Source organism: Enterococcus sp. DIV2419, assembly GCF_051711865.1.
In the GTDB taxonomy this organism is placed as follows: Bacteria; Bacillota; Bacilli; order Lactobacillales; family Enterococcaceae; genus Enterococcus; species Enterococcus faecalis.
In genome coordinates, this window is record NZ_JBIONS010000001.1 from 572,103 (window position 1) to 599,040 (window position 26,938).

A 26,938-nucleotide genomic window follows, 5' to 3' on the forward strand; every position below is an offset into this window, starting at 1 on the left:
TATTTTGAACTGTTTATAAAAAAAGTCTGAGAACATTATTGTTAATGCTTTTCAGACTTTTTTATTGCATGCAATTGTTATTATTTAATCGAATTTTATAATTTTTAAATCTTTAAAAAACGCTTCTGTACCGATATCAACGAACAATCCTATACTACCAGAAGCAGCCTCCCCAAGTTTCATTTTCTCTACAACCAAAGAAGGAGTTTCATTATTGTTTATATAAAATTCACCTCTAGATTCTTGAATTATGGCTTTTAAAGTAATCCATTCATTAAGCTTAATATCAGCTGAACCTTCATAATCCGCTATATTAAGATTTCTAAAATATTCAAAGGTATAGTTGGGGTATGAAAAATATTGTACTGCTCTATTCTTTCTTATAGGATCTTCGCTATGACCATTGGTAGGGCGTATATAAAAAGATTCAAATTTAGAATCATCATCATTTATCCTGAATGCAATACCGATAAAACCTCGAGCAAAGTTTGGAGCATTCGACAATAACCTACTTAACATTTTTACTTCAATTATACCATTATGAAAAGAAAAATTAGTTACTTTAGCGTAGGTATTTTCATCAAACTCCATTATTTTATTTGATTTTACAACTCTTAAAACAATATCTTTTTTTAAAGTAGTAAGTTGGGCATTTACATTTACTTGCTCAAAATCAAACATTTCTATATCCATGTTTTCACGCTCCCTAATTTTCTATAATATAAGGATAGCTTATTTTTTTTAGAATGAGAAGTAGGTACAAAAATGTAACTATATGTTAACTTGTGTTTTGTAAAATTCTCCCCACTCTCTCATAGATTCAATTACAGGTAATAATGTATTTCCTAGTTTAGTTAATTTATATTCGACATGGGGTGGATTTTTTTTAAAATCAATACGTTCAACAAGGCCATCTTTAATCATTGACTTTAAACTAGCTGTCAAAACTTTTTGTGAAATTCCACTCAATGATCTTTTTAACTCACTATTTCTTTTGGAACCAGTCATTAAATCCCGGATAATCAAGACCTTCCATTTACTATTAACTAGTTTAACTGTTGTTTCTACATCACAAATAGGTAATTGTGGATTTTTTTTCATAATTTTGTTCTCCGAATAGAATTTTTAATTTATCTATAGTATAAATTAAATTTATAGATAATTTCAACGGAAATATCTAATAAAATTTTATTAATAGACTTTCTATTTTAGCTAATATTGTGTGAAAAATTATAGATATATATTTTAAAACATAATCAGTTGCCTTGAAGTTAACTTCAAGGTTTATAATGATGAAAAATAGATAGTAGGGAGTTAGATAGATGAAAAAGACACTTTATTTAATGAGACATGGTCAAACATTGTTCAATCAACAAAAAAAAATTCAAGGATGGTGCGATTCTCCTTTAACAAAACAAGGAATTGAACAAGCTAAGATAGCTAAAGAATTTTTTGAAAAAAACGGTATTGTATTTGATGGTGCACACACTTCTACTCTTGAACGAGCTTCAGATACATTAGAATTAATTACAGAAATAAACTATGAGAGGCATAAAGGCTTAAAAGAATGGAATTTTGGCAGATTAGAAGCGGAGCATGAATATTTAAATCCACCATTACCTTATAGAGATTTTTTTGTACAATATGGTGGTGAAGAAGAAATAGAGTTTAGAAAAAGAGTAACAAAATGCTTAGTAAATATTATGCAGAAAGAACAAGGTAAAACTATTTTAGTAGTCTCACATGGAGCAGCTTGTAGGCAATTTATAAGAGAGTGGGCGCATTTAAGTGATATTACACCGCAAGCTCCTATTGGTAACTGTAGTATTATGAAATTTTGTTTTGAGAATGATCAGTTTTACTTAGAAGAGATTATTAATCATGATTTTTCACATTTAGAGTAAGGAGGTAAAGACAATAATGAATATAAAACAGGCAGCAGAAATGTTTAATTTAACAGTAGATACGTTAAGATATTATGAACGAGTGGGAATAATACCTCCTGTATCAAGAAACAGTAGTGGATATAGAGACTATAAAACTAAAGATTTAAATTGGGTTTATTTAGTAAAAAATCTTCGTAATGCAGGCTTATCTATAGAATCTTTGATTGAATTTTCAACTTTAGCACAACTTAGAGATAAACAAAATGTAGAAGATGCGCAGAAGCATATTTTAAAAGAACAGTTAGTAGAATTAGATAAAAAGCTAGAGGAAATGCAACAAACAAGAGAATTACTTGTGTACAAGATAGAAACATATGAGGATCATATTGCAAAATTTAAAGCTGGTGAATTGGATCCTGATAAAGTCGAAAAACTATGGGAACGAAAAAAATAAATTTTTTTCTTTTTATGTATTTAACTCTAAGATTTAGGATAGAACATGTAAAGAAATTAGAGGAGGAAAACAATATGCAAACAATTACTTTGAATAATGGTGTAGAAATGCCTCAATTGGGATTTGGTGTGTATCAAATTCCATTAGAAGAAACAGCTGAAGCAGTCTATCAAGCCATTAAAGCAGGATACCGTTTGATCGATACAGCTTCTATTTACGGAAATGAAAAAGAAACAGGTGAGGGAATCAAACGTGCCATCAATGAAGATCTGGTCACTAGAGATGAACTTTTTATTACCTCTAAATTGTTTATTCTTCAAGCATCAGAGGGCAAAGCTAAGGAAACGATTGAACATTCTCTTAAAGTAATGGGATTGGATTATCTTGATCTTTATCTTATTCATCAACCATATGGAGATATTTATGGTGCATGGCGGTCAATGGTTGCTACTCAAAAAGCAGGGAAATTGCGTGCAATAGGAATTTCAAATTTCAAGTCAGCTAAAATGATTGAGTTTGTTGGATTGAATGAAGTAAAACCTCAAATTAATCAAATTGAAGTGAATCCATGGAATCAGCGAATTGAAGATCAGGAATGGCACGAAAAATATGAAGTACAAATAGAAGCTTGGGCACCATTTGCAGAAGGCCGCCATGAACTATTCAAAAATCCAGTATTAGAAGAAATCGGTGAGCAATATGGCAAGTCAATTGGTCAAGTTGTGCTTCGCTGGCTAATGCAAAGAGGGATTGTAGCTTTAGCAAAATCAGTCCATCCTGAACGAATGGCTGAAAACATTGATATTTTTGATTTTGAGCTTTCAAAAGGAGACATTGAAAAGATAGCGAATTTAGACATGAAAGAATCTGCTTTCTTTGATCATGACGCACCACAGCAAGTGGAATGGTTTATGAATAGAATGCTAGACACTGAAATTAATGTGGATTAAAGGAGTTAAAAAGATAGGTCCATATGGTTACTTTAAAGTAACTAATTGCTAGCTTTAATAAAACCTTATAAAATTATTTTAGAAAGGAAGTGATTGTTATGAACAAATATAAAAATATAATTATCGGTTTTGGAAAGGGAGGGAAAACACTAGCAAAAGAAATTGCTATGCGTGGTGAAGAGGTATTGATGATTGAAGAATCTGAACTAATGTATGGAGGGACATGCATTAATGTAGGATGTATACCATCAAAATCTTTAATAATTAATGGAGAAAAACATGTAGATATGTCAACGGCACATTCAATAAAAAATAGTTTGACAAGTAAGCTGAGAGAAAAAAATTACAATAACCTTTTTGAGGAAGAGAATATAACTATTTTAAATGGAAAAGCTAAATTTTTATCAGATAAAATCATACAAATCACTAAGACAGATAATACGAAAATACAAGTTAAAGGTGAACGTATTTTTATTAATACGGGCTCAAAAGCTATCAAATTACCTATAGATGGGTTAAATAAAAGTAAGAATGTTTTAGATTCTACAACTGCTATGGAACAAGTAATAGCACCAGAAAAAATAGTTATTATAGGTGCTGGTTACATTGGGTTAGAATTTGCATCAATGTTTAATTCTTATGGAAGCAAAGTTAGTATTTTAGATGCTAGCTCTGAATTTTTACCTAGAGAAGATGAAGATATCTCAACATTAATATATAAAGATTTTTTAGATAAGGGAATTGATATTCAGTTAGGCGTATCTATAAACCATATCATAGATAAGGATAATTATACTGAAGTAATATATACTCAAGCTGGTAAAATAAAGAAAGTAGAAGTGTCTAAATTGCTTGTAGCTACAGGTAGAAAACCTAATACAGATGCCTTAGGATTAGAAAACACAAATATAAAAACGGATAGTCATGGGGCTATTGTTGTAGATGAATTTTTAAAAACATCTGTGGAAAATATTTGGGCAATAGGCGATGTAAAAGGGGGCCTACAATTTACCTATATTTCTTTAGATGATTATAGAATAATAGTGGATTATCTTTATGGTGACAAAAAGAGAAATACTATGAATAGAGGTAATATACCGTACAGTGTATTTATAACACCACCTTTTTCAAGTGTTGGAATAAAAGAAAAAGAGCTAGAAAAAAGCAAAGTAAACTATAAAGTTTTTAGTTTACCTGTAAAAGCTATACCTAAAGCCCATATTATTGATCAGACAGTAGGAATTTTTAAAGTAATAATAGATGCAGAAACTGAAAAGATTTTGGGAGCTTCTTTATATGGTGCAGAATCTCATGAATTAATAAATCTTATTTCGTTGGCAATGGATTTTAATATGGACTATAAAGTATTACGTGATAGAGTGTATACCCATCCTACTATGTCGGAATCTTTAAATGATTTACTAAAATAAAAAATTGAAGTTCATTTCATAACCATAGAAATGAACTTCAATTTTTTAGATTTGTACAATCTAATTCTCTTTGACCCCATAGTTTCATTTGTAAAACAATAGTTGCTAAATCTTTTCCCTTTTCAGACAAATAATAAGTAGACGAAGTAGTATTATTGAAAACTTCTTTTTCATTCTTAACAATCTCATTGTCTTCCAAAAGTTTTAGTTGTTGTTTGATCATTTTTGGAGAACTATTCGGAAGCAATCGGCAAACTTCTCCAAAGCGCATAGATCCTCCGTTTAGGGATTCTATTATTTGGGGAACCCACTTTTTTCCAAGTATATTAGATAAAGCCTCTACAGGGCATTTTTTTTCCACGTTTTTATCCATTATATAACACTCCTTTTATGATTCATTAAAAATAAAAACTAATTGAAAATAAATCTGTAGATATCAGTTTCTTTATGAAAGTAATAATTGTTAAAAAGTGTATTAGCGTGTGCAAAAGTACAATTATTTACATACATAAGATGCTCGATGAGTCTATTTCTTAATGCAGATTTGCTCATAAAAAAGTATTGTGCAATTTCTTCGAATGAATAAAATTTTTTTAATGCGTAAAACAATGCTTGATCATTTGCCATTAACATGCTAGCACCGACATTAGCACGATATTCTTTTGGGAAATCTTCCACTAAGTAACCATTTTTCAAAAAAATATCAGAAAAAGTATGAGTTGCATTATTAATTTTAGGTATATCTATGTAGTAATGCATAACCTCATGCATTTTAGTGAAATTTTTTCGTTCTAATATTAATTCTTTATTTGTTGTTATAATGACTTCATCGTCTACTTTAGAGATTGAACCAAGCATCCGTCTTTTAAGCTGTTTTTGAAACGTGTATTCAACAAATTCAACATCTTCAACTTCTTTTACATATTTTTCAATATCAAAGCATTTAACTTGTTCAATATTTTTGGAAGAATAGTAAGATACTTCTTTTATTAATTCGTTTGAAAAATTAAATGCTTCAAAATAGAGTTCTTTACTAACAAAATCCACCAACAACAGTCCAATCAATCTTTTTTGTTACGTTCCTTTTTTTCTTTTGCTTTTTTTATAAGAAAATCTTGAAAGTCGATTAATTCTTCTTCTAATTCTTCTATATCTTCTATGTCCATATCAGAAGTATTTAAACGAAAATGAGAAATAATATTTTGTCCGATGCTATCTTCATCTTTAGGTAGTAAAGGATTTGAAGTTCTATTTAAAAGAAAGTCTGAAGATACGTTGAAGAAGTCTGCGATTTTTGAAAGTTCATTTTCTCTTATCGGGCGAGATCCTAATTCAATTTTTTTATAGACACTTATATTCATATTGATTGCATCGGCTATTTCTTGTTGAGTAACATTTTTGTTTTCTCTTAGTGATTTAATTTTTTTGTAAGTTTCCATTTTAGAACTCCTGAGTCTATTTTAGTATAGTTTATCATATAAAATTAAAAATAATAAATAAAGTTCCGTTTTGATATTGACGGTTCTGTTTCGTTGTGTTATAGTTCTGATATAGAACTGTTGGTTCTGTAAATTAGATAAACAAAAAGCGTTCACGAGGAGAAAATGAATTTCTGTTTCGCAAACACTTATATAAATACTAGACACATTTATTTTAAGCGATTTGACGAAATAATACAAGAATGAAATTTTTGTTCGAGGTTGTAAGTCTTGTTGAGGTGATGTGTACCAGCCGTTGAATGGGACGCAAGGTGGCAGTAGTATCTTTAACTAGAGCCATATTGATGACAGATTAATGCAGAGCTGTCAGATTATTTTCAATAACCATGTCGTGAGACACGTTGGAAATAGTTGCTGAACTAGATTGAATAAAAAAATCTATGCAAGCTCAATAAAAGGAGGAGAGCTGTATACCGTATATTACAGTACTATCTAATGTGCCGTGATGTGATGTAAGAGTCACTAGCCGTTGAAGATGATTCTATGTATTGTGATGAACGTAAGAATCTAAAATTGAAATACAATTAAAGTTGTTATTTTAAAATGTGGAAAAAATTTTTTCTAAAAGAATATTCAATCTTAACTTTAGTAAGCACAACTGTATTATTTTAGTTGTACTTTTTTATTTTAAATGAAAGAACAGAATTTGTTATTAAGTGAATAAGGAGGATAAAAATGAAAGAAGAGTTATTACTTTTTGTTGAGAAGTTTATTGAACGTATGAAACGACAGAAAAAAGCTTTTTCTATTTCGGATATAGAAAAGAGCTATAACTTAGAACGTAAGAAGTTAGGTAAGAGTGCGGTTAAGTTAACAAACATGGAACGCTTAACAATTGAAAGTCGATTATTAAAAAATCAGATTTTACAACGAACATATAAAATGACTGGTTATCATAAACCTTGTCAAGTTGTGTTTTTTAGTTAGTAAGAAGAATTGCATAAAGAGAGAAAGGCAGTCAATGGTTGACTGTTTATTTTTGTACAAAAATTAGTGAAAGAAGGAAATTATTTTGGCAAATAGAATTCAAGAAATTGCATTAAGTGATAAAAATTTAGGAAGTAAAATTAAAGCTGTTTATAAAACAGAACGTGATATTTATGTAAATGGGGCACCTGTTCGTGGTCGTGTGTTCACCGCTTCAAGCGAAAAGCAACGTGATTTTGAAATTTTTGTTCCTCATTTACGAAATTCACAGATGCTGAATGGCCGTGAAGAAGTAAAATTAATTGAACCAGTGGCTCGAATCAACGTAAAACGGAATAATATTGGAAATAGTCGCTCAATTGACATGGTGGTTTATGCAAAACGTTTGGAAGTTGTAGGAGGTAATAAATAATGGGATTAACATTTGAAAATAACACGATTGAAAATTTTGATGTAGTAGGAACATTCGGTACGATAAATTTCTTAGAAGTAGTTGCAATTAATGAACGTGATGGTGAAGGAAATGTGACTGACGAAGTTCGTGAACAACGAGTAACAGTTTATTCTAGCAGATTAAATGACCAAGTAGAAATTGCGATTGATTCAGACTATGACGTTAGTGGTATCAATTATGATGATGAAATCGAGTTGACTGGAAATGTAACAGCTCGTGGATGGCTTAATGCTTACAAAGGTTTTAATGACAATGTACAAACAGAACAAGCATTTAAAGTTCGTGCAGCGGGTATAAAAAAAGTAGGAGCTGTTAAACCAGTGCAACCTACACTACAAAAAGAAAATAAGAATCAAGTAAAGGATCAAAAATAAATATTAGATTGAGGTAGATTTAATGAGTAAAAGGGAAGAATTAAAAAAAATAGGTGATGAATTGTATAAAGTTTTGGCACAAAACAACGTTACCTTTGAACAAGCAAAAGTAACGCTAAATTATCTTTCGATTAAATTAGATCATGAAATGCAACGAACAATGGTGTCTCTTAAGACGTTGTAAAATAGAGAATACTTTTTTCAGGAATGTAGTATTGAATATTAGAACTGATAAACTCTAAAATTTTATCATCAATAATTGATTGGAATTTTTCAATTTTGAGTTTTTGATTGTTGGTAAGAATAATTGTTACGGATTGCATGTCTATTTCACATGCTTTTTCAATTGTTTTTAGCATTATTATAGGACACCTCCTTTTGTTAATATTTTACCATTGAACTAGAAATTTCTGAAAAAAATTAACTAGATGTAAAGAGTGAAGTATTTTAAAAGAAAGAATGTATATACTATACTAAGACATGTTGGATTTCATATTCTGGAAATTAAACCATAGTATTTTAAAACGGGTATTTCAGAAAATCTATACATTTTGTAATATAAATAGTACAAATTAATAATTTTGGTCTAGACAAAATGTATCTTTTGTCTAAAAAGACCTTTTTATATAATTTGAACTATTGCTACAGTATCCTCCATACTATATATTTAATTAAATTATTTATAAAATATATAGTATTTGGGGGATTAAAAATGAAAAAAGTTAAAATTTTTAGGAAGAGCGTTTCTATTGTAATGTTGTTGTTACTGTCATTAAATGTATTTAGTGTGATTGTCTATGCTGGAAATAGTGCTGAAAGAACTGTTACTGTGGAGCCAAAGGATTTTTTAACTTATTTTCAAAGAAATGGATCAGCTGCTAATTTTGAATATGATGAAAATAGTTGGATTCAGACATTAACTCCTGATAATCGTAGTCAGAGTGGTAATGTAACTTTAAAAACCAAAGTAGATATGTCACAGAATTTTAAATTTGAAGGTTATGTGAATCTAGGTAATAAGTCAATGTCTAAAGGTGGAGCCGATGGTATAGGGTTTATGTTTCATCCTGGAGATACAAATGTGGTTGGAGCACCTGGTAACGGTATGGGTATTGGAAATGTAGAAGGTGCTTTTGGCTTTAAGCTAGACACTTATTATAATTCTGAAAGTACATCTGAATATTCTAAGGATCCATCAAAATATAACAATAAATCTTTTGGAGCTTTTGTTGATGGTAGAAATGGAGTTGCTACTACAGTTGAAGATGGATCCAAAATCATAAAAAATCCCCAGAACAATGAATTCTTGCCTTTTTCTATAGAATATATTGGAGCTACAAAAACAATGAATATTAGTTATGACAATGTTAACTGGAGTATGGATATCTCTTCTTTTTTAGGAGATGAATCATATATGTCTTTTGCTATAGTGGCTTCTACTGGCTACTTTACAAATTTACAACAACTTAAGAATATTGTTTTTACCTATACTATAGCTCAGGGAAGAGTAATTGCTAAATATGTAGATGAGTTAGGTGTTCCATTGTCAGAGGAAATCTTATTTCAAAATGATATAGGGATAGATTTTTCTACGAAGGAAAAAGATATAAATGGTTATGTTCTAAAACAAATAGAAGGGACTACTGATGGTAAGTTTACTCCTAATGATCAAATAGTTACTTATGTGTATTCAAAAATACCAAGTGAAACAGTACCAAGTGAAACAGTACCAAGTGAAACAGTACCAAGTGAAACAGTACCAAGTGAAACAGTACCAAGTGAAACAGTACCAAGTGAAACAGTACCAAGTGAAACAGTACCAAGTGAAACAGTACCAAGTGAAACAGTACCAAGTGAAACAGTACCAAGTGAAACAGTACCAAGTGAAACAGTACCAAGTGAAACAGTACCAAGTGAAACAGTACCAAGTGAAACAGTGCCAAGTGAAACAGTGCCAAGTGAAACAGTACCAAGTGAAACAGTACCAAGTGAAACAGTACCAAGTGAAACAGCACCAAATGAAACAGCACCAAGTGAAACAGCGCCAAGTGAAACAGTGCCAAGTGAAACAGCACCAAGTGAAACAGCACCAAGTGAAACAGCACCAAGTGAAACAGTGCCAAGTGAAACAGCACCAAGTGAAACAGCACCAAGTGAAACAGTGCCAAGTGAAACAGTACCAAGTGAAACAGTGCCAAGTGAAACAGTGCCAAGTGAAACAGTGCCAAGTGAAACAGTGCCAAGTGAAACAGTACCAAGTGAAACAGTACCAAGTGAAACAGTACCAAGTGAAACAGCACCAAATGAAACAGCACCAAGTGAAACAGCACCAAGTGAAACAGCGCCAAGTGAAACAGTACCAAGTGAAACAGTGCCAAGTGAAACTGAAGAAAGCATCAGCGACCATAAGTTTTTGAGCAATAATAGTAATGGGTCAGCATCTAATGATACTTCAAAGGATAAATTAAAACTTCCTAGTACGGGACAAGATGATAATGATTTATACTATTTTTTTACAGGTATATTGTTAATTACTTTTTCTGTATTAATTTTGAGAAAAAAATAATAGGTTAAAATAAAAAAATATTTATCATAACAATTAGTAAAAAAGCATACTTTAATTAGAGAATTACTTTGAAATAAATTTAACTAGGATTTGGTTTGCACATTAATAGTTCATCGTGTGATTGTAGTTACTATTTATTAAGAAGTAGTTCTTTTTTATTTATTAAAAAATTTTTATATAGTTAAAGGATGAAACTTTTTTATACAGTTGATATGATAACATAAAAAATATCGGATAAACTTAAAAATCAAATATAAAATTTCGTAATGATTGTTAGGAAGAAAATTTATGATAAAAAAAATATTTAGATATAGAGGTAAAAGAATTCGTTATTCTTCAAGAAATTTGTTGGCACTCTACCGAGTGTTCTTTTTTATGCCAATTTTTGCTTGTTTAAGCTATTTTGTAGGTTATAAATGGATGTATCCTTTATATTTTTCAAACCCATCTGATTGGAAAGTATACACTTTACCAGTACTAATCATTGTAGGTTTTTCTGTAGGTTCAATCGTGATTATTACATTATTTGTTAAAGTTTCGATTATCAATTCAGGATATTTTTCTAAAGTAGAACAACGGCAAGTATTAGCGCGTATGATTATCGACAATGGGTATTATACGAAGAAGCAAGTGAAAAGTAGTGATGGTAAAACAAAAGAAAAAATTAAGTTTCCAAAAATTTACTATAAGCCTGGAAAAAATAGTGTCTTGATTTCTTTTGAAACGGCAGGTAATAAATTTCAGGAAAAATTTGAAACCATTGGTGGTTTTTTAGAAACAGCTTTTCATGCAGATAATTTAAGTCAGACTAGTGAAAAAGGATTTGTAATGTATGAGTTAGCAACTAATGTGTATAGTAAACGTATTTCCATTAGAGATATGCAGGCAGATAAAGGTAAAGTCCAGTTGATGAAAGGTTTGTATTGGTATTTCGACAAAGACCCACATATGTTGATTGGAGGAGGGACAGGTGGTGGTAAAACTTTTACCATTCTTTCTTTAATCTATGCTTTGTGTCGTGTTGGTGAAATAGAAATTTGCGACCCAAAAAATTCGGATTTAATGGCACTAGGTAGATTGCCTTTATTTGAAGGAAAAGTTTTTACAGGAAAGACGGATATTGTCAATTGTATTAAAAGCTCAGTACAGGAAATGGAAGATCGATTCAAAACTATCAACGAGAGTCCAAAATTTAAAATGGGTAAAAATTATGCCTATTATGGATTGAAACCAAAATTTATTGTCGTAGATGAATTTGCTGCATTTAAAGCAGAATTAGCGAATGACTATGCGACTGATGGTGATGTAGATGAATATTTAACCCAACTTATTTTAAAAGCTCGTCAAGCAGGGATTTTCTTTATTGTTGCAATGCAACGTCCAGATGGTGAATTTATCAAAACGGCATTAAGAGACCAATTTATGTTTCGAATGTCGGTTGGCCGTTTATCAGAAACAGGTATTTTGATGATTTTCGGCGATGAAAACAAAAACAAAAACTTTAAATATGTTGAAAAAATCGACGGTCAAAAAGTCTATGGTCGCGGGTATGTTGCCCAAGGTGGCTCAGTAGCAAGAGAATTTTATAGTCCACAAGTACCACAAGATTTTGACTTCATTGAGGAATTTATCAAGATTTCTAAAGAAATAGGATATGAAGATGTGCCAAAAGAAGTGCAAGAAGAAGTATCACAAAAAATATCTAAACATGTGGACATAGAAGCTCTTGCAGAAATTGATGAGGAACTTGAAGCAAAACAGGCAAAGCTAGAAAAGTTAAGTGGAAAATTTGAATAGTAAGAAAGGAGCTTTTTATTGGATTCTAGCGAAATAATCAAACGCGTTAGAGAACGAGTATATGTTGAAGTCAAGAAAAGATATAAAAAGCCTGATTTAGATACACGTATTCGTGATATTCTCTATGAACGATCAGAAAGCTATGCAAAATTAGTTCGATTTTCTAATGGAAAACGAATAAAAAAATTAACTGATCCTGTTGAGTTTGAAAAATTTATGGAAAATAAGGGAATTAAGATTGTTGAAGAAGTAACCTTTGCTTTGAATAAAAAGGAGGAAAAAGAAAGTGAAATTTAAATCGCAAGGACAAATGCTAAGTTATTTAAAAGAGAAGGAACAAAAAATAATTAAAGAAGTTGAGCGAAGAGCAGAAAAAGAAGGAATTTCAGATGATAATAGATTGCTTGATTATAAGTCTTTAGTGACTTCTATTTTAGATGCAGAAGCTTTTTATGATGAAGATAGACCAGTTGAGGAAAAGAAATTCTCAACATCACAAGAAGTTGATAAGTATTTAGAAACAAGATTTAAGGAGCATATGGATTCTGCTTGGAAAGAAATGCTTGGTAAGTAGGTGTTAGGTATGTTTTCGTTTGAGGAAGTGATTTTACAACTTGAAAATAAAATTGCACTAAAAACATTAAAAAACTGGGCGAATAAAATAGAGAGATTAACAGATAAAAAATTTGAAAGGAAATATGCGAAAAATTCTAAAGGTCATATCTATTCGTTTAAAGTTTTCAATTCTAATGAGGTGGAATCTTTTTCTAAACTTATTGAGTTAAGAAATAATAATGTTCCATTAGATGTAGCAATTACAGAAATATTTATGTCAGAAGAAGGGAAAAAGAGAAAAGAAACTATTTCATTGACCAAAGAAGAGTTCAATGAAAATCAAGCGACAGTAAAAGAATTGGTTGAATATGTTAAAGAAGTTTTGAAGGAAAATGCTGAAATTAAGAAACGATTGAAGATTTTAGAACTAAGAATGGAGATGTTAAACGAATAGTTTGAATACGTTTATCATTTTAGTGTATTAAAATATATTTTATATAGTAGAATATATTAAGAAATCAATTATACACTATTAGGAGATGTAAAGAATGAGAAACATCAAATTCAAGGAGAATGTTTGGATACATTTAAATTCTAATGATAATGATGAATTAGAAAAAATATATTCTGACTATGATATCAATCTAGAGGTCATTAATTATACTCTTGATGTAAACGAAAGGGCACGGTTAGAATATGACAAACATTCAGATTTATTAGTATTAATTTATAATGTTCCAAATAAATCAAAAACGGATAATCATTATGAAACTACACCCATAACTTTTATTGTTAAAAACAATACTTTTATTACTATTACAAAAGAACAAAATGAATATATTACTTTGGAGATGGAAAAGTATTTAGAACAAAATGAAGATAGTTCTATTTTTGAATTTTTATTCAATACTTTATTTGTTATCACAGATAAATTTTTCCCTTACATTGAAGAAATGAATACACAACGTAAAAATGTAAATACAAAGCTAAGAGAAAAAACAAGCAAAAAAAATTTACTTTTATTATCTGATTTAGAAACAGGTATAGTTTTTTTCGTTTCAGCTTCAAAACAGAATGTATTATTACTTGAACAAATTACAACACACTCTTTTCGTAATAAATTTACTGAAAGCGAGAAAGAAGAGTTAGAAGATGTTTTAATTGAGGCTAAGCAAGTAGTGGAGATGACACAAATATCATCTGAAATATTACGTCAATTGTCGGGGACGTACAATAATGTTCTTAATAATAATTTAAATGATACTATGCGAGTCTTAACTGTTCTTTCAGTTTTATTAACAATACCCACTATTATTACGGGTTTTTTTGGTATGAATATGCCTTTACCATTGGAACATAATGCTTCTGGATGGATAATTACAATAGTAATAAGTATTTTTTTATGGTTTGGATTATCTTTTATCTTGAGAAAGTTAATGAAGTAACTGACTAGTTGATTACAGACTTTGAAGAATTTTGAGAAATACTTGTTTAGTAAGATTCTTTTTTTTCTTCAAATAGCGACTTATTTATTGTATATGTTAGCTAATAGTAAAATGCACGACATAAAATTAGGCTAGAAGTTGCTAGGGATTGTTGCGTACTTTGTAGATAGAATAGGGGCGGCGCCTTAAGGCGCCCGCCACTATTCTATCGTTAACAAAAGTAGCAATGTATATCCCAAATACTTCTAGTCGTGAGGTGGGCTTGTCCCACCTCGAAAGTTTCTACCCCCGTTTTATAACATGGGGGTAGAATTTAATATACCATATAAAAAAGTTACTTAAACGCTATGTCCCACAAGGGATTGAGCGATTATAATTTTGTCACATTTTTCGACTAAAGTTGTCACATTTTTTGGAAGTAGGTTTAAAGCAGTGAGAGGTGTTGATTTAAAGCGGTATAGAAAAGAGCTAAAATTAAAACAGCAAGAATTGGCAAGTAAATTAGGAATTGAGCGTTCGTTAATTTCAAAAATAGAATCTGGAAAACGTGTTATTTCTAAAGAGTTAGAACAAAAGATTATTGATGTGTTGAACTTAGATGGTGGGCACGCTTCGGTAGAAGCAAAAATTGACTTTTTAAGAATACGATTTAAAACATTAGATGTTCGGACAGTTATTGAGAAGTTGTTGCACATGGATATGAACTGGTTTACTTATGAACCTAGAGGGTTTTATCATTATACAGAAACATTTTCATATAGCTCTATTCGGATTTTTCGGAATCCAGAAAACGTTAATATGGGAATTATGTTGGACTTGTCTGGTGAAGGTTGTCGACAACTAGAAGAAATTTTTGAAGAGGATAACAATAGATCGTGGACAGAATTTTTTCGCTCTCTTTATGATGACGATATTTTCGGTCAAGGTATTTTGGTAGATACAAAAATTACACGAATTGATATTGCTCTTGATGAATTGATTGTGAAAGGACAAGAAAATTTTGATTTATATGTTTTGAAAGAAAAAATGGAGCAAGGGCTTGTAGATACTACATTTAAGAATTTTGATTTTAGTGGGGGCTTTGCTTATGAAAATAAAAAAATGGTAAATAAAGGTTTGTCTCTTTATTTTGGCAGTCGTCAATCGCCATTATATTTTAACTTTTACCAAAAAGATTACGAGTTAGCAAGAAAAGAAAGTGTAAGTGTTGAGGAAGCAAGAGAAAAATATGAAATTAAAAATCGATATGAAATTCGCCTTTCAGATGAAAAGGCGTTTTTGTTTGTAGAATATTTTCTATCAAGCGGTGAGTCGTTAGACTGGTTAGTGAAAGAAATTATTAATCAATCTTTGACTGTATATGACATTGAAGATGATATGAAGGTCTATTGTAAATCTTGGTATGATGTTGTTGATAAATTGGAAGGTTTAAAATTATCTATTCAAGGTGAAAAACCGTCTATTGAAAAAACACTTCGGTGGTTATCAAATTATTTAGCCCCTTCATTAAAGATGATTAAAGAGATTGATAATCTGTTAGGAACAAATGAGCTGATGGAACGTATCGATTTAGCAGAACTAAAGGAGAAACACGAGGAAATTATTGAAATGGTGTGTGTTGATGCGAAAGATTTATTGTTTAATACTAATCAAAATAATAGTGTTCGGTCTTATATGGAACAAGAATTTGATTTAGAAGAAGCATATCCATTTTAAAGATTAAGGGGGGATATATGGATACAATTGATTTATTGCTAATTACTTTTGTTTTAGTAGTACTTAATTTTGAGATATTTATTTTTTCACTCTATTCGATGAGAAAGAGAAAAAAGCTAAATAATGTTGATGAAGAATTTAGAAAACGTTCTGATGCTGATTCTTTATTAATAGATAATATTGTAGTTGAAAGGAGTTTATGTATATGGGCAGAGAATGTATTAAACAAAACACTAAAGTAGCAATTACTATTACTGGGAAAATGAAACAAACTAGAAATGACATACAAAAAACAAAAGAAAAAATAATTCAATTAGATAAACAAGGAGAATTGATTATTCCTTATTTAAAAACAGTCTTTGAAAAGCTTTTAGAATCTAATGAAGAACTTTTAAAAGAAATTTCAAGATATAGTTATACTTATGTAGCTTATGAAGAATTAATGACGGTTAAAGAGAAAGCAATTTGGGAAGAATTTTTTAGTGTAAAAAAAATATATGATAAAGAGCTTTCAGAATTTTCTAGTTTTAAAGAGAAATATAAATATTTTGAACCTAAAAACAGTGAAGAATTAAAACAACAAGCTCGAGTATTGTTAGAAAAGAAAGGGTATATTGTTGACAGTCCATTTGAAGGTGATTTTGAAAGATGGATTGGGGTTTACGCTAGACCAAAGGATAAACCAACTTATTTAGATCCAACGGATGGAGAAGAAGTTGGTTTACAAGAAGTGTATAGTGTAGATGGATTTAAACAAGACTTTGCAGAATGGTTTGAAGGAGAAATTGTGGAAGGTAAAGTAAAAGAGATGCTTTAAATTTTTCAAATGCTAGGTGTTTTGTTGAAAACAGAACGTGCACCTTAATATATTTAATTGAATGAATCTGTGATGAAGCGATAGAAATTATTCTGTGGCTATTTTTTATACAAAAAAATAATAATGAAAAGAGGAAATATTTTGAAGAAAACAACGATTATTCAAGGATTAGCAACAACAATCATTTTAGCAGGCATGGCAATACCAATGATGGTTCAAGGGCAAGAAGGCGGACAAGTTCCACAAACAGTGAGAGCAGATTTTTTTCAACGTGCAAATGTAAGCTCTAACTCAATCATTAATGCGCCGAATGCTTCTGTGGTAACACCAGATGATGAAGCTGGTTCAAAGTATAGTTTTATTGCAAAGTTTATTAAAGGTGTCACTACGGTTGAAACAGGTGGTGGTGGGTGGACGAATGATGTTTACGTTAATATGCCTCCACAAAAATGGGACGGGAAAATCGGTCTTGATGTAACGAAAACGAAGAAAGGGCAATCGTGGATTCGTTACAACAACGTAGGTACAGCTGATGATGGGACACCAATTGATTTAAAAATTACCATTCAAGATTGGGAACAATATAAAAATGCACAAAATATGGTGTCAAATAATATTGTTGCTTTTAACAATGTATCCGCAATTGCAACCTACCAAGGTGGTTTCTCATGGGTGAAACAAACATGGACGTACCTAGAACGTGGCACAGACAAAGAAAAGCCAGTTTCAGGCTACTATTCATGGATTGATATTGATAATTTACAAGGAATGACGATTGACAAAGATTCGTACAAAGCAATCGATAAATTGTACGTACCAACGAAAGATACAATTGTTAAATATAAAGAAGAAAAAGACGGTGGAAAAACTTTTTATGATTCTGATGACATTCCCTTAGATGATGGCGATAACCGTGGTGATTTTACGTTTTTGTATTCTAATCGTTCTCGATTTGATTTCACGTACAGTGAAGATTTCGCGACACGTGAAAAGAATTTAGGGTATCCTTTACCGCCAAAAAATAATAACCAGTATAGTTATTTTGGTTATAGTGCTAAAAAACCAGTTCGAACAGCGCCAATGATTCCTACTAAAACAGTGACAGATAGTGATGAAACAAATGTTGATAAGAATACCTTAGAAGGGTTAGGCGAAGTATATAGCTATACGATTACACATAAAGTTCCTGATGAAATGAAAGAATTCTACTACAGTAATTACGAAATGCAAGACGAGCTGGTTCCTGAATTAGAACGTGTGTCTGATGTGAAAGTCACGGACGAAGCAGGAAAGGACGTTACCAATAAATTTGAAGCGAAGCATGAAAGTAATTTAGTACGTATGGTCGCAAAAGCAGACGTATTAAAAACAGCGGATTTCTACAATCATGAATACAAGTTCAATTTTCAAACAAAAATCCGTGAAGGTGTTAGCTTAGATAAGTACCTTGTCGATGGCAAACTACAAATTCCAAATAAAGCAAAAATTATCCAAAACAACAAAGAAGTGCCAACTGATGAAACGCATACAACTGTCACACCAAAAGACCCGTCTATCGCTAAGAAAATCCTTGAAGGCGATAAAGAAGTGGATTTGACCAGTACCAAAGTGGGTGATGAAGTGACATTCAAATTAGATGTACAAGTGCCAAACACCAAAGATATGACATCTTTAGTGATTCAAGATGATTTAGAAGATGTATTGGAAGCGAATAAAGAAGTGAAAGTCACTCTTTCAGATGGGACAGATATTACGGATCAGGGGAAAATTAGTGTTGATGAAAAAACACAAAAAGTTTCTTGGACTGCCAATGAACCAAACAAATTAAAAGAAAAACAATTATTTGTGTACATTAAAGGGAAATTGAAAGACGCAGACTTTTCGCAATATGTTGATGATAAAGGGAATATTATGATTCCAAACTTGGCACAATTGGTGATTAATGATGAACCGACAGATTCTAACAAAGTGAATGTTACAACTCCACAAGAAAAACCAAAAGTATTGCCAAATACTAATATGGATTTTGGAACAAGTGCAGGTGTAGCTACAGTGATTGCAATTTCATTAATTGGTGTGGTCGTAGCAGTGAAACGACAAAAAGATAGCAAAGAGGGCTAATTAATGAAAAAATGGATTGAAAAAAACAAATATTTTGTTGGAGCAATTGGAGTTATTCTCATTGCTCTTTTTTCATTCCTTCTTTTTCAAAACCAACAAAAAGAAGAAGTGAAAGAAGCTATAAATACAATGGTATCAAGTGGTTTAGAGGAAGCAGAAAAGCCAAAAAAACATGTAGAGACAAAATCTAGTGAAACTGTTCAAAGTAATCAAGTAGATGTTATTACTGGTACGGAAGTACAAGAAGAAACACCTATTCCAACAGTGATTTCTTTAACCGAAGGCGAACGTCCGTCTGTTAAAACGATTCAAAGTGCCCAAGTAAATTTTAATGAAGTGTCGGATTCTGTTTTGGGGTCTATTGAAATTGATTCTATTCAATTAAAATTGCCTATTTTAATGGGTGATAGTTTTGACAATATGCTTTATGGAGCGTGTACTGTTTTATCAAAACAAATGATGGGAAAAGGAAATTATGCTTTAGCTTCTCACAATGCTGGATATGAAGGATTACTTTTTACCTCGTTAAATAAAGTTTCTGTAGGAGATTTGGTCAAACTTAATGATCGTGAAGGACATTCGTTCACATATAAGGTAAAAGAGCAAAAGCATGTTGATATGACTGATACAACTATGTTGAATCTAACAAGAAAGCCAACATTAACTTTAATAACTTGTGACCAAGCCACAAAAACAACAGGAAGAATTATTGTGATTGCGGAATTAGTTTAGAGGAGGGAAAAAGTTGGTTGAAAAAATAAGGGAATTGTCAAAAGAAGAATTTGTCAATCAGTACATGTTTGATTTTAAGTCATTAATTTTCAAATCCAATAATCCTGAAAAAATAACAGCTAAACAAGAAAAACTCTTGGAATGTGAAAAGAAAATCGCTGTATTATTTTATGAAACATATAAACGAATGAAGGGGTATCCGCCTGATGAAAAAGAACTGGGTAGGATTGTTCAAAGAAATTTCCTTGACCGTTTAAAGTTATTTCGAGTGGAATATGATGTGATTAGTGAAGAAAAATTTTGTGGTCTACACGTACAAATGGTCAAACAGCAAATGCCATTAGAAAAGTATCGATCCGATGATTTATCTTATATTTTAGGACGAGAAAAGAAGATAGCTATTAATTATTTTATCGCACATGATGATTTTCCTATGGGTTATGAAGAACTAATGATAAGTCGTTCTAAACAAGCAGTTACCCAAGGCTTGGAAGAGTTAAGGGGAGAATTTATGGAAAGATACCATAAATATTACAGAAAAATGGAAAGGAGTTGTATTTTATGAATCAACATATTATGCCAATTTTTAGAGAGCATAGTAAATTTTACCAAAGGTATTCAAATGTACCAGTTCCTGAAATGCTTCGCTTGCATGGATTCATAGTTGATGAAATGCCAATTGATGAAGCAGATATTGTTTATATGGAAGAATATAAAAATTCTTTACTTAAAATGGGGATTATTATTGATGAAGTACCTTTTAAGAAGGAATTTGTTGCGCAATACGTTTTTCATGGCGGTATAACTAGTTTGATGGCAGAAGGTCAATATTTGAGAAAGCCTAACGGGGATAAAATGTACAATTCGTATTATTTTTATTTGTATAAAGAAGGCTTTCAAACACATAAGGGGCATGTTAGAGAGAGAGTTTATGTTGAAAAGGCGATTAAATCTACTTTTTTAAAAACGTTTGAAAGTTGTTTGGGCTTATTAAGAATAGGAGGGGAATATGAATTTAAAGAAAATTAAAAAGAAAGAGAAGAAAGAAAAAATACCAAAGGTTAAAACTTTTTCTCAAAAGAAAGCGAATCAGGTTGTGTTAATTGGCGCTAGTGTTTTACTGGTGATGTCAGGAGTTGGTGCGATTCGGGCCAATGTGATGGCAAGTAATGTAGACAATTTGTATTCAAAAGTGGATACGTTAAGCGAACAATCAAAAAAGAATAAAGTTGATAGAGAGGAGCTTGATTATTCAGCCCTCTCTTTTTATACCGAAAATTTTGCGAAAGAGTATTTGAACTATAATTCGAAAGCAAGTGATGAAGCGAAAAAGGCTCGTATTGATCGATTATCTAAATATTTATCACTAGATGTAAAAGATGTTGATGAAACAGAAAACCTACAAGGGAATGTCTTGCGTACGTTTAAAAATACGTCTCTATCACGTATAGAGAAAATGGAAGATTGTTATTTGGTTTATCTAAATGTGAGTTATGAATGGGAGAAAGATAAAAAGACTGAAAATGTGACACAGAATATGGTTTTACCAATTCAAGTAAAAGACAATTTGTTTTCAATTGTAGGACGTCCTTATTTTGTAGCAAGTAGTTTACCACAAGGAAAAACAGTACCTCTAAAACAGACAGAAAATTCAATAGATGTTGATGGGAAAGAAAAACAATCTATAGAGAAATTTTTAAAGATGTTTTTTACAAAATATTCAGTTGGGAACAAACAAGAATTAATGTTGTTAATGAAAAATCCAACAACGACAGCAGGTCAAGACTCATTTGTTTCAATAGATTCTGGTGATATGAAATTTTTTGATACAAAGCAGAAAGACGTAACAGGGGTTCAAGTATCGGTTACTTTTTCAAATAAAACAACAAAATTAACGCATACAGAGGATTTTTCGCTTTGGTTATCTAAAACGGAGAATTCTTATTTTGTTAATACGATGAGACATTACTTTACAGAGAAAGAAGGAAATGACTAATGAATACAGGAAATTTGAGTAATTTTTTAAGTACAAGTTTTATTACAATTATGGCGGCTGGTGTAATTATTTTGATTCTAAAACACTGGAAAGGTGCTGAATGGGCAAAAATTGGTTCAGTAATTGTCATTGCCTTAATCTTACAGGATTTTGCGACGAATCAAGGAAAAAATATTTTTGCAGTTGTCAAATGGGTATTAAGTTTAGTTGGAATTAAGATGTAGGTGAGTATATGAAATATTACGATTATTCAAGGGGCTTAAAAGCCCCTTATTCAATGCAAGTTATTAAGTCGCCTAAGGGTCAAGTGGTGTGGGTATTTGCACAACCTGTTAGCCTATCCTATCTCCTAATTCTATTTTTAGGGATTGTGTTAACTGGTTTGTTTTGGAAAGAAGTACCATTACCACAAATTTTAGGAATTAACTTAAATTTGTTAATCATGGTGTTGGTGCCGAATAAAGTTGCTCGTTGGTATTCCGAAAAGGAATTCGAAGGAAAAACAGGCTTTGGTTTTTTAAAAGATGGTTGTGTCTATGTGAAAAATTATGTGTTAGATAGTAGACCAATTGTAGCTTTCGAACGAGTAAAAGAAATAGAAGAGTTTTCGTTTAAACGATAAAAAATAAAAAGGAGTGTGAATATGCAACTAGAATATCCATTAACGAATCATATGAAAGGAAATATTGTTTTAACACAAGAAAAAACAGCGATAGCTTACTATCGTGTTCGCTCTGAAACCGTCATGTTGACTGATGTTGAAAAGAAATTAAAAACGAAAAGAAAAGTTACTCGTGCGTTAAATCGTTTAAAAGCAAATGATGGATTTGAAATTAACCTTTTGCCAGTTAATGCCGACATTCGAGGAAAAATGGGTGCTATGCGTTCTTTAATTGATTCTAATAATTATGAAGTAGGCGTAGATAAATTGATGAAAACGGCAATGGTTTTAGAACAAGAAATGGGCATGGTTTACGAATATACATGGGTAATTGGTGTACCTTTAATCAAAAAAGACTTGGCTGTTGATTTAAAAGAAACCGTTACTAACTCAATTAGTAACGTATCGGAAAAGTTTGTCAAAGGCTTAGGTTTTGATGTAGAACTAGCAGAAGATTGGGAAAAAGATTATCGAGAGCAAGAATTAGAGGTTTACCAAAATCTATCTGAATTGTTAATTGAACGATTAACAGAAGATGAATTGTATTATTACCAAGCGTACCAATTCTTGAAAAATATTCCTCATGAGCGACAAGATGTTCTTTCTAGTCAAAATTTAGATAATTTAATGGCAACAAAAATTAAACCATTATTTGGCGGGGGATTGCATTTGAATTGTGATTATGGCGAAAGCTATATATCCTATCTTCCAATGGGAGATGTAGGTGTTTTTCTTGATGGTAATCATTTTTTAGAGGTCGTTCAAAAAATGCCTTTCCCAGTCGAAGTGAAGATTCAAGCGACTTTTGCAGAAAGTAAAGGGCAATTAGCACTGTCTGGGCGTTCGTCACGTGCAAGAAGCCGCACTAAGAATATCATGCAGGAAGCACACTTAGCTGGTTCTAAACAAAAACGAAAGATTGTTGAAGGGCAATTATCACTAGACGATTTAGACCAAAAAATTGATGATGGTGTGGATATTATTGACTGGAAAGCAGTGATTGTTGTTAGTGGTAGCACGAAAAAACAAATGCGTGCAAGAAAAAAATATTTAATCAATCGTTTTGATAGTTTAGATATTCCACTTATTAAAGCAACGTTTGATAATCCTTATTTATTTCAATCCACTTTGTTTGGTAATTTTATCCGCATGCAGACTTCTCGTTGGCAACACACGTCAACGATTGAATCGTTTGCCGAGTTGAATTTCTTTACTTCACTTCATGCAGGTACGAAGTTAGGCTTTTACCTTGGACGAGTGGATACAACTTTGGAAGAAAAAGAAGATAGAAAATCTATTATTTCTAGTTCAAAAAATCTAATTTTTATGAACATGCTATTAGCAAATAAAGAAGGGGTTGATGGAAAGAAAACAAACAACCCACATTGGGCGCTTACAGGTGATACTGGGAATGGAAAATCAGTGACGGCTAAAACCTTATTTATGCAAATGGCACTTTTAAAAGACAGAGTGTTATACATTGATCCAAAAAAAGAAATGCGAAAGCAATTTATGTATACAATCAATGCCCTTGAATATCAAAAGAAATATCCTTTAGATGTTGATTTTGTGAAGTCCTTTAATTTCGTCACTTTAGATGTACGTGATACGAAAAACCATGGCGTGCTTGACCCGATTGTTTTATTTGATGAAACAGAAGCGATTGCAACAACTAAAGCAATGTTAACCAATATATACGAAGGAACATGGAATTTAAAGCAAAAAACAGAAATTAATGAAGCGATTGCGAAAGTTGTTTTGGAACGGAAAGAAGGCAAAAAGGTTGGGTTTTGGCATGTAATTGAGCGATTAGTGGAAAGTGAAATTTCTGACGTGAAAGATATGGGTAGATTTATTTTGTCGACTGTTAAAGGTTCAGTTTTAGAATTAGCTTTTTCTCATGGTGATGTTGAGGGTCTATCATTCGATAAGAAAGTAACAATTTTAGAAATTGAGGACTTAGACTTACCAACTGATAAAAATGAAAATTTAGATGAAAATAAACGTCTTTCTGTTACATTGATGTTTGCTTTAGGAACGTTTTGTTCGAAGTTTGGTTCAAGAAATCCAAAAGAAGAAACAGTGACGTTCTTTGATGAATCTTGGATTTTTCAATCTTCGCTAGAAGGTAAAGCGATTTTAAAATCAATGAAACGTATTGGTCGTTCGTTTAATAATTTCTTAGTATTGATTACACAATCAACAAATGATTTGGATGATAGTGAAGATGGTACTGGTTTTGGTACAGTGATTTGTTTTGATGAAGTTCAAAATCGAGAAGGTGTTTTGAAATATCTCAATTTACCAGTGAACGAAATTAACATGAAATGGGTCTCAAATATGGTTCAAGGTCAGTGTTTAATGAAAGATATGTTTGGTCAGACTAATCGAATTGTTGTTCATGTTATTTTTGAAGAATGGTTGGAACTGTTCAAAACCGTTGATGATACAGAAGCTTCTAAAATGGAGAACCGCTTTGTTGCATAGGAAGGAAGTGAGAATATGCAGTATCTAATTGACAGTTATAGTGCGTATACGGTTGATGGTGGTTTGTTGGATAAAGGATGGCAAGTAGTGAATTGGTTCTTTGTAGATATACCATTCTTTATCTTACGAATGTTTGTTTCTTTTTTCCTTTTTTGTGAGAACGTCTTAAACCAATCTAGTTTCTTTGAAGGAAAACGAGAAACAGTATTGAATATGTCAAAAAATGTTCTAAGTGGCATTGGTGGCAAGGGATTTAGAGGTGGTTCTTTACTAGCATTAGCGATTCTTATTAGTGCATATTATCTGCTTTATCATTTCTTTTCCAGTCGTAGAAGCTTTTCAAAAGTATTCCTTCATTATTTAGCAGTTGTTGTTTTGTTTGGTTTTTGGTTTGGCTCTGTATCAACGTCAACGGGCACAACAAGTGGCTCAATGTTCTTGATTCAATCAACTAACGCAATTGCTAAAGGAGTACAAAGTACATTTACTTCAAGTGCTAATTTAGGAACAGAAGGATTTAAAGATGGAGAAGTATATCAAAGTCCAATTTTTGATGCCACAGTAAAACAAACATTTAATTTTGTGAATAGTGGTTCGCTAGATGGAAAAATGGAGAATGGTAAGAAATTAGATGAAGGTAAACTACTAGAAAAGCCTAAATTGTCTAAAAAAGAAAAAGCAAAGTTTGAGGATGAAAGAAGTACCTATATAAAAAATAATGAGAAAGATAATCCATACTTCTCACAGGACGGAGCAAAAACAATGGAAAAAGCTTTTGGCGTTGGTGTGGGTTTAGTCAATTTAGCAGTCTTAGCAGTGCCTGTCACGTATATTAATATTATGCTAAATGTAATTCAAATCATTGTTAATTTACTCATTCTTGTTTTTCCGATTATTGCGTTGGTGTCTTTCTTCCCTCGGTGTCAAATGATGATGTTTAAATTTTTTAAATCATTAATTGGCATTTTATTTTTACCTGTAGTTTTCGGTATATTTTTGTCTGTGTTATTTTGGATCAATAAGTTAATTGACCAAGCGTTTTTAGGATTGATGGATAAAGTAAGTAGTAGTTTATTAATGGTGATGTCTGGTGGTGTTTTTCTTTTAGGCACATTAATTGTTACTGCATTGGTGAAAATTATTTTGTATCGGAAAATTTGGAAAAGCAGGTATAAAATATTATCATTCTTTTCTGATGGTCAAGTTCAACAACCTTCTTTTGAATCAAAAATGAATGAAAAAACAAAAGAAACGGTTGAGCGTACAGGTGAAATTGGTGTTGGAGCAGTAAAAGCAGGAATAGGTGCTTCCACTGGAAATTTAGCGTTGGCTGCTGATGGTGCTAGTCATTTAATGCCAAAGCATGACAAGGCATTGAATTTAGCTCAAGACCATTTTATTGACGATAATGGGCAATTTGCTGGTGTTAAAACAGGATTGAATTCATTGTTGAATCGTTATACTCAAGAAGAACAACAACCATTAAAAGATGATTTATTGACCGAAGAAGAAATTGTGGAAGTAGAAGAGCCAACTAATGTTGATAACGAGGAATTAGAAGAAATAGAAGATAAAGCTTTAACTGATGAAGTGGATAATTTTGAAGATTTAACAGATGATGAAGCAGATAATTCTTTAGAAGAAATTGATGTTCCGGTCTTAGATGAAACTGTATCTGATTCTGATACTTCTTTAGCTGATGAAAGTAATATTGAGTTAGAGCCAATTATTGAAAATGAACTTGATAGTTTAGATTCAAGTGTAGAATCAAGTGAAAATGATAGAGAGGTATTAAATCAAGAACTTGATAAGCAAGAAATAGCAGACAATTTGAATGTTAGGGTCGATAATTTCGATGAGCTGGCATTTGCTCGTGAAGAACGTGCATTTTTTGATGGTGGAGAGGATAGCGAATTAATCACAAACAACAATGATTCATTAAATAACGTTTATTCATTTTACCAAACAGAAGAAAACTTCAATAATTTAGAACAAACAGAGGAACAATTTTTTGGAAGTGTGGACACGGAAGAATATAATGTTGAGGTTGTAGAGGGCTGATGAAATGTTT

Annotated in this window: 32 protein-coding genes; 26 read left to right on the top strand and 6 right to left on the bottom strand. The window is 31.5% G+C overall.

The features are described 5' to 3' along the window. Nucleotides 1–84: 84 nt before the first annotated feature. Nucleotides 85–693 carry a hypothetical protein gene (locus tag IGI97_RS02630; protein WP_438737926.1) on the bottom strand — a complete coding sequence of 203 codons (609 nt, stop codon included), beginning with the start codon at nucleotides 691–693 and terminating at the stop codon, nucleotides 85–87. A 78-nt stretch (nucleotides 694–771) separates the two neighbouring features. Further along, nucleotides 772–1,101 (bottom strand): winged helix-turn-helix transcriptional regulator, encoded by a 330-nt coding sequence (locus IGI97_RS02635; protein ID WP_002365236.1) that lies wholly within the window; start codon nucleotides 1,099–1,101, stop codon nucleotides 772–774. A gap of 221 nt (nucleotides 1,102–1,322) precedes the next feature. Here IGI97_RS02635 and IGI97_RS02640 point away from each other — a divergent pair, with 221 nt between their 5' ends. The 4 genes from IGI97_RS02640 to IGI97_RS02655 all read left to right on the top strand — a co-directional run bounded on the left by IGI97_RS02640 (nucleotide 1,323) and on the right by IGI97_RS02655 (nucleotide 4,720). Beyond that, entirely contained in the window at nucleotides 1,323–1,904 is a 582-nt protein-coding gene (locus tag IGI97_RS02640) for a histidine phosphatase family protein (protein ID WP_002380883.1), read from the top strand. A 16-nt stretch (nucleotides 1,905–1,920) separates the two neighbouring features. Then, the gene (locus tag IGI97_RS02645) at nucleotides 1,921–2,340 is read left to right on the top strand and encodes a MerR family transcriptional regulator (RefSeq protein ID WP_002365234.1); all 420 of its coding nucleotides are present in this window, start codon (nucleotides 1,921–1,923) and stop codon (nucleotides 2,338–2,340) included. A 14-nt stretch (nucleotides 2,341–2,354) separates the two neighbouring features. After that, entirely contained in the window at nucleotides 2,355–3,290 is a 936-nt protein-coding gene (locus IGI97_RS02650) for an aldo/keto reductase (protein ID WP_171803825.1), read from the top strand. A gap of 98 nt (nucleotides 3,291–3,388) precedes the next feature. Then, on the top strand, nucleotides 3,389–4,720 hold the full coding sequence (locus tag IGI97_RS02655; protein ID WP_002365232.1) for an FAD-dependent oxidoreductase: 1,332 nt from the start codon (nucleotides 3,389–3,391) through the stop codon (nucleotides 4,718–4,720). A gap of 37 nt (nucleotides 4,721–4,757) precedes the next feature. On the opposite strand, the gene IGI97_RS02660 is transcribed toward IGI97_RS02655, so the two are convergent. The 3 genes from IGI97_RS02660 to IGI97_RS02670 are packed head-to-tail and all read right to left on the bottom strand — an operon-like array spanning nucleotide 4,758 to nucleotide 6,159. After that, nucleotides 4,758–5,093, bottom strand: a complete 336-nt coding sequence (locus IGI97_RS02660; RefSeq protein WP_002365231.1) for a winged helix-turn-helix transcriptional regulator — start codon at nucleotides 5,091–5,093, stop codon at nucleotides 4,758–4,760. A 38-nt stretch (nucleotides 5,094–5,131) separates the two neighbouring features. After that, nucleotides 5,132–5,785 carry an ImmA/IrrE family metallo-endopeptidase gene (locus IGI97_RS02665; protein WP_438737928.1) on the bottom strand — a complete coding sequence of 218 codons (654 nt, stop codon included), beginning with the start codon at nucleotides 5,783–5,785 and terminating at the stop codon, nucleotides 5,132–5,134. After that, the gene (locus IGI97_RS02670) at nucleotides 5,782–6,159 is read right to left on the bottom strand and encodes a helix-turn-helix domain-containing protein (protein WP_010816769.1); all 378 of its coding nucleotides are present in this window, start codon (nucleotides 6,157–6,159) and stop codon (nucleotides 5,782–5,784) included. The genes IGI97_RS02665 and IGI97_RS02670 overlap by 4 nt, the downstream gene beginning before the upstream one ends. Before the next feature lie 735 nt (nucleotides 6,160–6,894). On the opposite strand from IGI97_RS02670, the gene IGI97_RS02675 reads away from it, so the two are divergent. The 4 genes from IGI97_RS02675 to IGI97_RS02690 all read left to right on the top strand — a co-directional run bounded on the left by IGI97_RS02675 (nucleotide 6,895) and on the right by IGI97_RS02690 (nucleotide 8,158). Continuing rightward, a complete protein-coding gene (locus IGI97_RS02675; protein WP_010826741.1) occupies nucleotides 6,895–7,146 on the top strand; it encodes a hypothetical protein in 252 nt (83 codons plus the stop codon). An 85-nt stretch (nucleotides 7,147–7,231) separates the two neighbouring features. Continuing rightward, nucleotides 7,232–7,558: a hypothetical protein gene (locus IGI97_RS02680; protein WP_010826740.1), complete on the top strand. Its 327-nt coding sequence runs from the start codon at nucleotides 7,232–7,234 to the stop codon at nucleotides 7,556–7,558. Then, nucleotides 7,558–7,974: a DUF961 family protein gene (locus IGI97_RS02685; RefSeq protein ID WP_438737930.1), complete on the top strand. Its 417-nt coding sequence runs from the start codon at nucleotides 7,558–7,560 to the stop codon at nucleotides 7,972–7,974. Before IGI97_RS02680 ends, IGI97_RS02685 begins: the two co-directional genes overlap by 1 nt. Nucleotides 7,975–7,996: 22 nt before the next feature. After that, nucleotides 7,997–8,158, top strand: a complete 162-nt coding sequence (locus IGI97_RS02690; RefSeq protein WP_002380875.1) for a hypothetical protein — start codon at nucleotides 7,997–7,999, stop codon at nucleotides 8,156–8,158. Here the strand turns inward: IGI97_RS02690 and IGI97_RS02695 are convergent. Continuing rightward, nucleotides 8,145–8,333: a hypothetical protein gene (locus IGI97_RS02695; protein ID WP_002394271.1), complete on the bottom strand. Its 189-nt coding sequence runs from the start codon at nucleotides 8,331–8,333 to the stop codon at nucleotides 8,145–8,147. The two genes, IGI97_RS02690 and IGI97_RS02695, sit on opposite strands and share 14 nt — an antisense overlap. Before the next feature lie 353 nt (nucleotides 8,334–8,686). Here IGI97_RS02695 and IGI97_RS02700 point away from each other — a divergent pair, with 353 nt between their 5' ends. The 18 genes from IGI97_RS02700 to IGI97_RS02785 all read left to right on the top strand — a co-directional run bounded on the left by IGI97_RS02700 (nucleotide 8,687) and on the right by IGI97_RS02785 (nucleotide 26,928). Continuing rightward, a complete protein-coding gene (locus tag IGI97_RS02700) occupies nucleotides 8,687–10,540 on the top strand; it encodes a lectin-like domain-containing protein (protein WP_438737933.1) in 1,854 nt (617 codons plus the stop codon). 288 nt (nucleotides 10,541–10,828) lie between these two features. Further along, complete coding sequence (locus IGI97_RS02705) at nucleotides 10,829–12,337, top strand: cell division protein FtsK (RefSeq protein WP_425279627.1); 1,509 nt, start codon at nucleotides 10,829–10,831, stop codon at nucleotides 12,335–12,337. Nucleotides 12,338–12,355: 18 nt separating this feature from the next. Beyond that, nucleotides 12,356–12,634, top strand: a complete 279-nt coding sequence (locus IGI97_RS02710) for a hypothetical protein (protein WP_438737935.1) — start codon at nucleotides 12,356–12,358, stop codon at nucleotides 12,632–12,634. After that, nucleotides 12,624–12,911, top strand: a complete 288-nt coding sequence (locus IGI97_RS02715) for a hypothetical protein (RefSeq protein WP_010826734.1) — start codon at nucleotides 12,624–12,626, stop codon at nucleotides 12,909–12,911. The genes IGI97_RS02710 and IGI97_RS02715 overlap by 11 nt, the downstream gene beginning before the upstream one ends. Nucleotides 12,912–12,920: 9 nt before the next feature. Continuing rightward, the gene (locus tag IGI97_RS02720) at nucleotides 12,921–13,346 is read left to right on the top strand and encodes a hypothetical protein (protein WP_438737938.1); all 426 of its coding nucleotides are present in this window, start codon (nucleotides 12,921–12,923) and stop codon (nucleotides 13,344–13,346) included. 94 nt (nucleotides 13,347–13,440) lie between these two features. Further along, entirely contained in the window at nucleotides 13,441–14,337 is an 897-nt protein-coding gene (locus tag IGI97_RS02725; RefSeq protein ID WP_438737940.1) for a magnesium transporter CorA family protein, read from the top strand. A 432-nt stretch (nucleotides 14,338–14,769) separates the two neighbouring features. Beyond that, nucleotides 14,770–16,053 carry a replication initiation factor domain-containing protein gene (locus IGI97_RS02730; protein ID WP_002399520.1) on the top strand — a complete coding sequence of 428 codons (1,284 nt, stop codon included), beginning with the start codon at nucleotides 14,770–14,772 and terminating at the stop codon, nucleotides 16,051–16,053. Nucleotides 16,054–16,070: 17 nt separating this feature from the next. After that, nucleotides 16,071–16,295 (top strand): hypothetical protein, encoded by a 225-nt coding sequence (locus tag IGI97_RS02735; protein WP_002394261.1) that lies wholly within the window; start codon nucleotides 16,071–16,073, stop codon nucleotides 16,293–16,295. After that, complete coding sequence (locus IGI97_RS02740; protein ID WP_002394260.1) at nucleotides 16,259–16,870, top strand: hypothetical protein; 612 nt, start codon at nucleotides 16,259–16,261, stop codon at nucleotides 16,868–16,870. Before IGI97_RS02735 ends, IGI97_RS02740 begins: the two co-directional genes overlap by 37 nt. Before the next feature lie 123 nt (nucleotides 16,871–16,993). After that, on the top strand, nucleotides 16,994–18,991 hold the full coding sequence (locus IGI97_RS02745; RefSeq protein WP_179133758.1) for an isopeptide-forming domain-containing fimbrial protein: 1,998 nt from the start codon (nucleotides 16,994–16,996) through the stop codon (nucleotides 18,989–18,991). Between the two features lie 3 nt (nucleotides 18,992–18,994). Next, nucleotides 18,995–19,723, top strand: a complete 729-nt coding sequence (locus IGI97_RS02750) for a class A sortase (protein ID WP_002399518.1) — start codon at nucleotides 18,995–18,997, stop codon at nucleotides 19,721–19,723. Nucleotides 19,724–19,736: 13 nt separating this feature from the next. Further along, the gene (locus IGI97_RS02755) at nucleotides 19,737–20,288 is read left to right on the top strand and encodes a hypothetical protein (RefSeq protein WP_002394257.1); all 552 of its coding nucleotides are present in this window, start codon (nucleotides 19,737–19,739) and stop codon (nucleotides 20,286–20,288) included. Next, on the top strand, nucleotides 20,285–20,752 hold the full coding sequence (locus IGI97_RS02760) for a hypothetical protein (RefSeq protein WP_438737943.1): 468 nt from the start codon (nucleotides 20,285–20,287) through the stop codon (nucleotides 20,750–20,752). Before IGI97_RS02755 ends, IGI97_RS02760 begins: the two co-directional genes overlap by 4 nt. After that, a complete protein-coding gene (locus IGI97_RS02765) occupies nucleotides 20,733–21,719 on the top strand; it encodes a conjugal transfer protein (RefSeq protein WP_081115959.1) in 987 nt (328 codons plus the stop codon). The genes IGI97_RS02760 and IGI97_RS02765 overlap by 20 nt, the downstream gene beginning before the upstream one ends. After that, nucleotides 21,719–21,943 (top strand): hypothetical protein, encoded by a 225-nt coding sequence (locus tag IGI97_RS02770; RefSeq protein ID WP_081115960.1) that lies wholly within the window; start codon nucleotides 21,719–21,721, stop codon nucleotides 21,941–21,943. The genes IGI97_RS02765 and IGI97_RS02770 overlap by 1 nt, the downstream gene beginning before the upstream one ends. Before the next feature lie 8 nt (nucleotides 21,944–21,951). Beyond that, entirely contained in the window at nucleotides 21,952–22,341 is a 390-nt protein-coding gene (locus IGI97_RS02775) for a conjugal transfer protein (RefSeq protein ID WP_081115961.1), read from the top strand. A 21-nt stretch (nucleotides 22,342–22,362) separates the two neighbouring features. Further along, complete coding sequence (locus tag IGI97_RS02780) at nucleotides 22,363–24,867, top strand: ATP-binding protein (protein ID WP_438737947.1); 2,505 nt, start codon at nucleotides 22,363–22,365, stop codon at nucleotides 24,865–24,867. Nucleotides 24,868–24,882: 15 nt separating this feature from the next. Further along, nucleotides 24,883–26,928 (top strand): hypothetical protein, encoded by a 2,046-nt coding sequence (locus tag IGI97_RS02785; protein WP_438737949.1) that lies wholly within the window; start codon nucleotides 24,883–24,885, stop codon nucleotides 26,926–26,928. Nucleotides 26,929–26,938 lie beyond the last annotated feature (10 nt).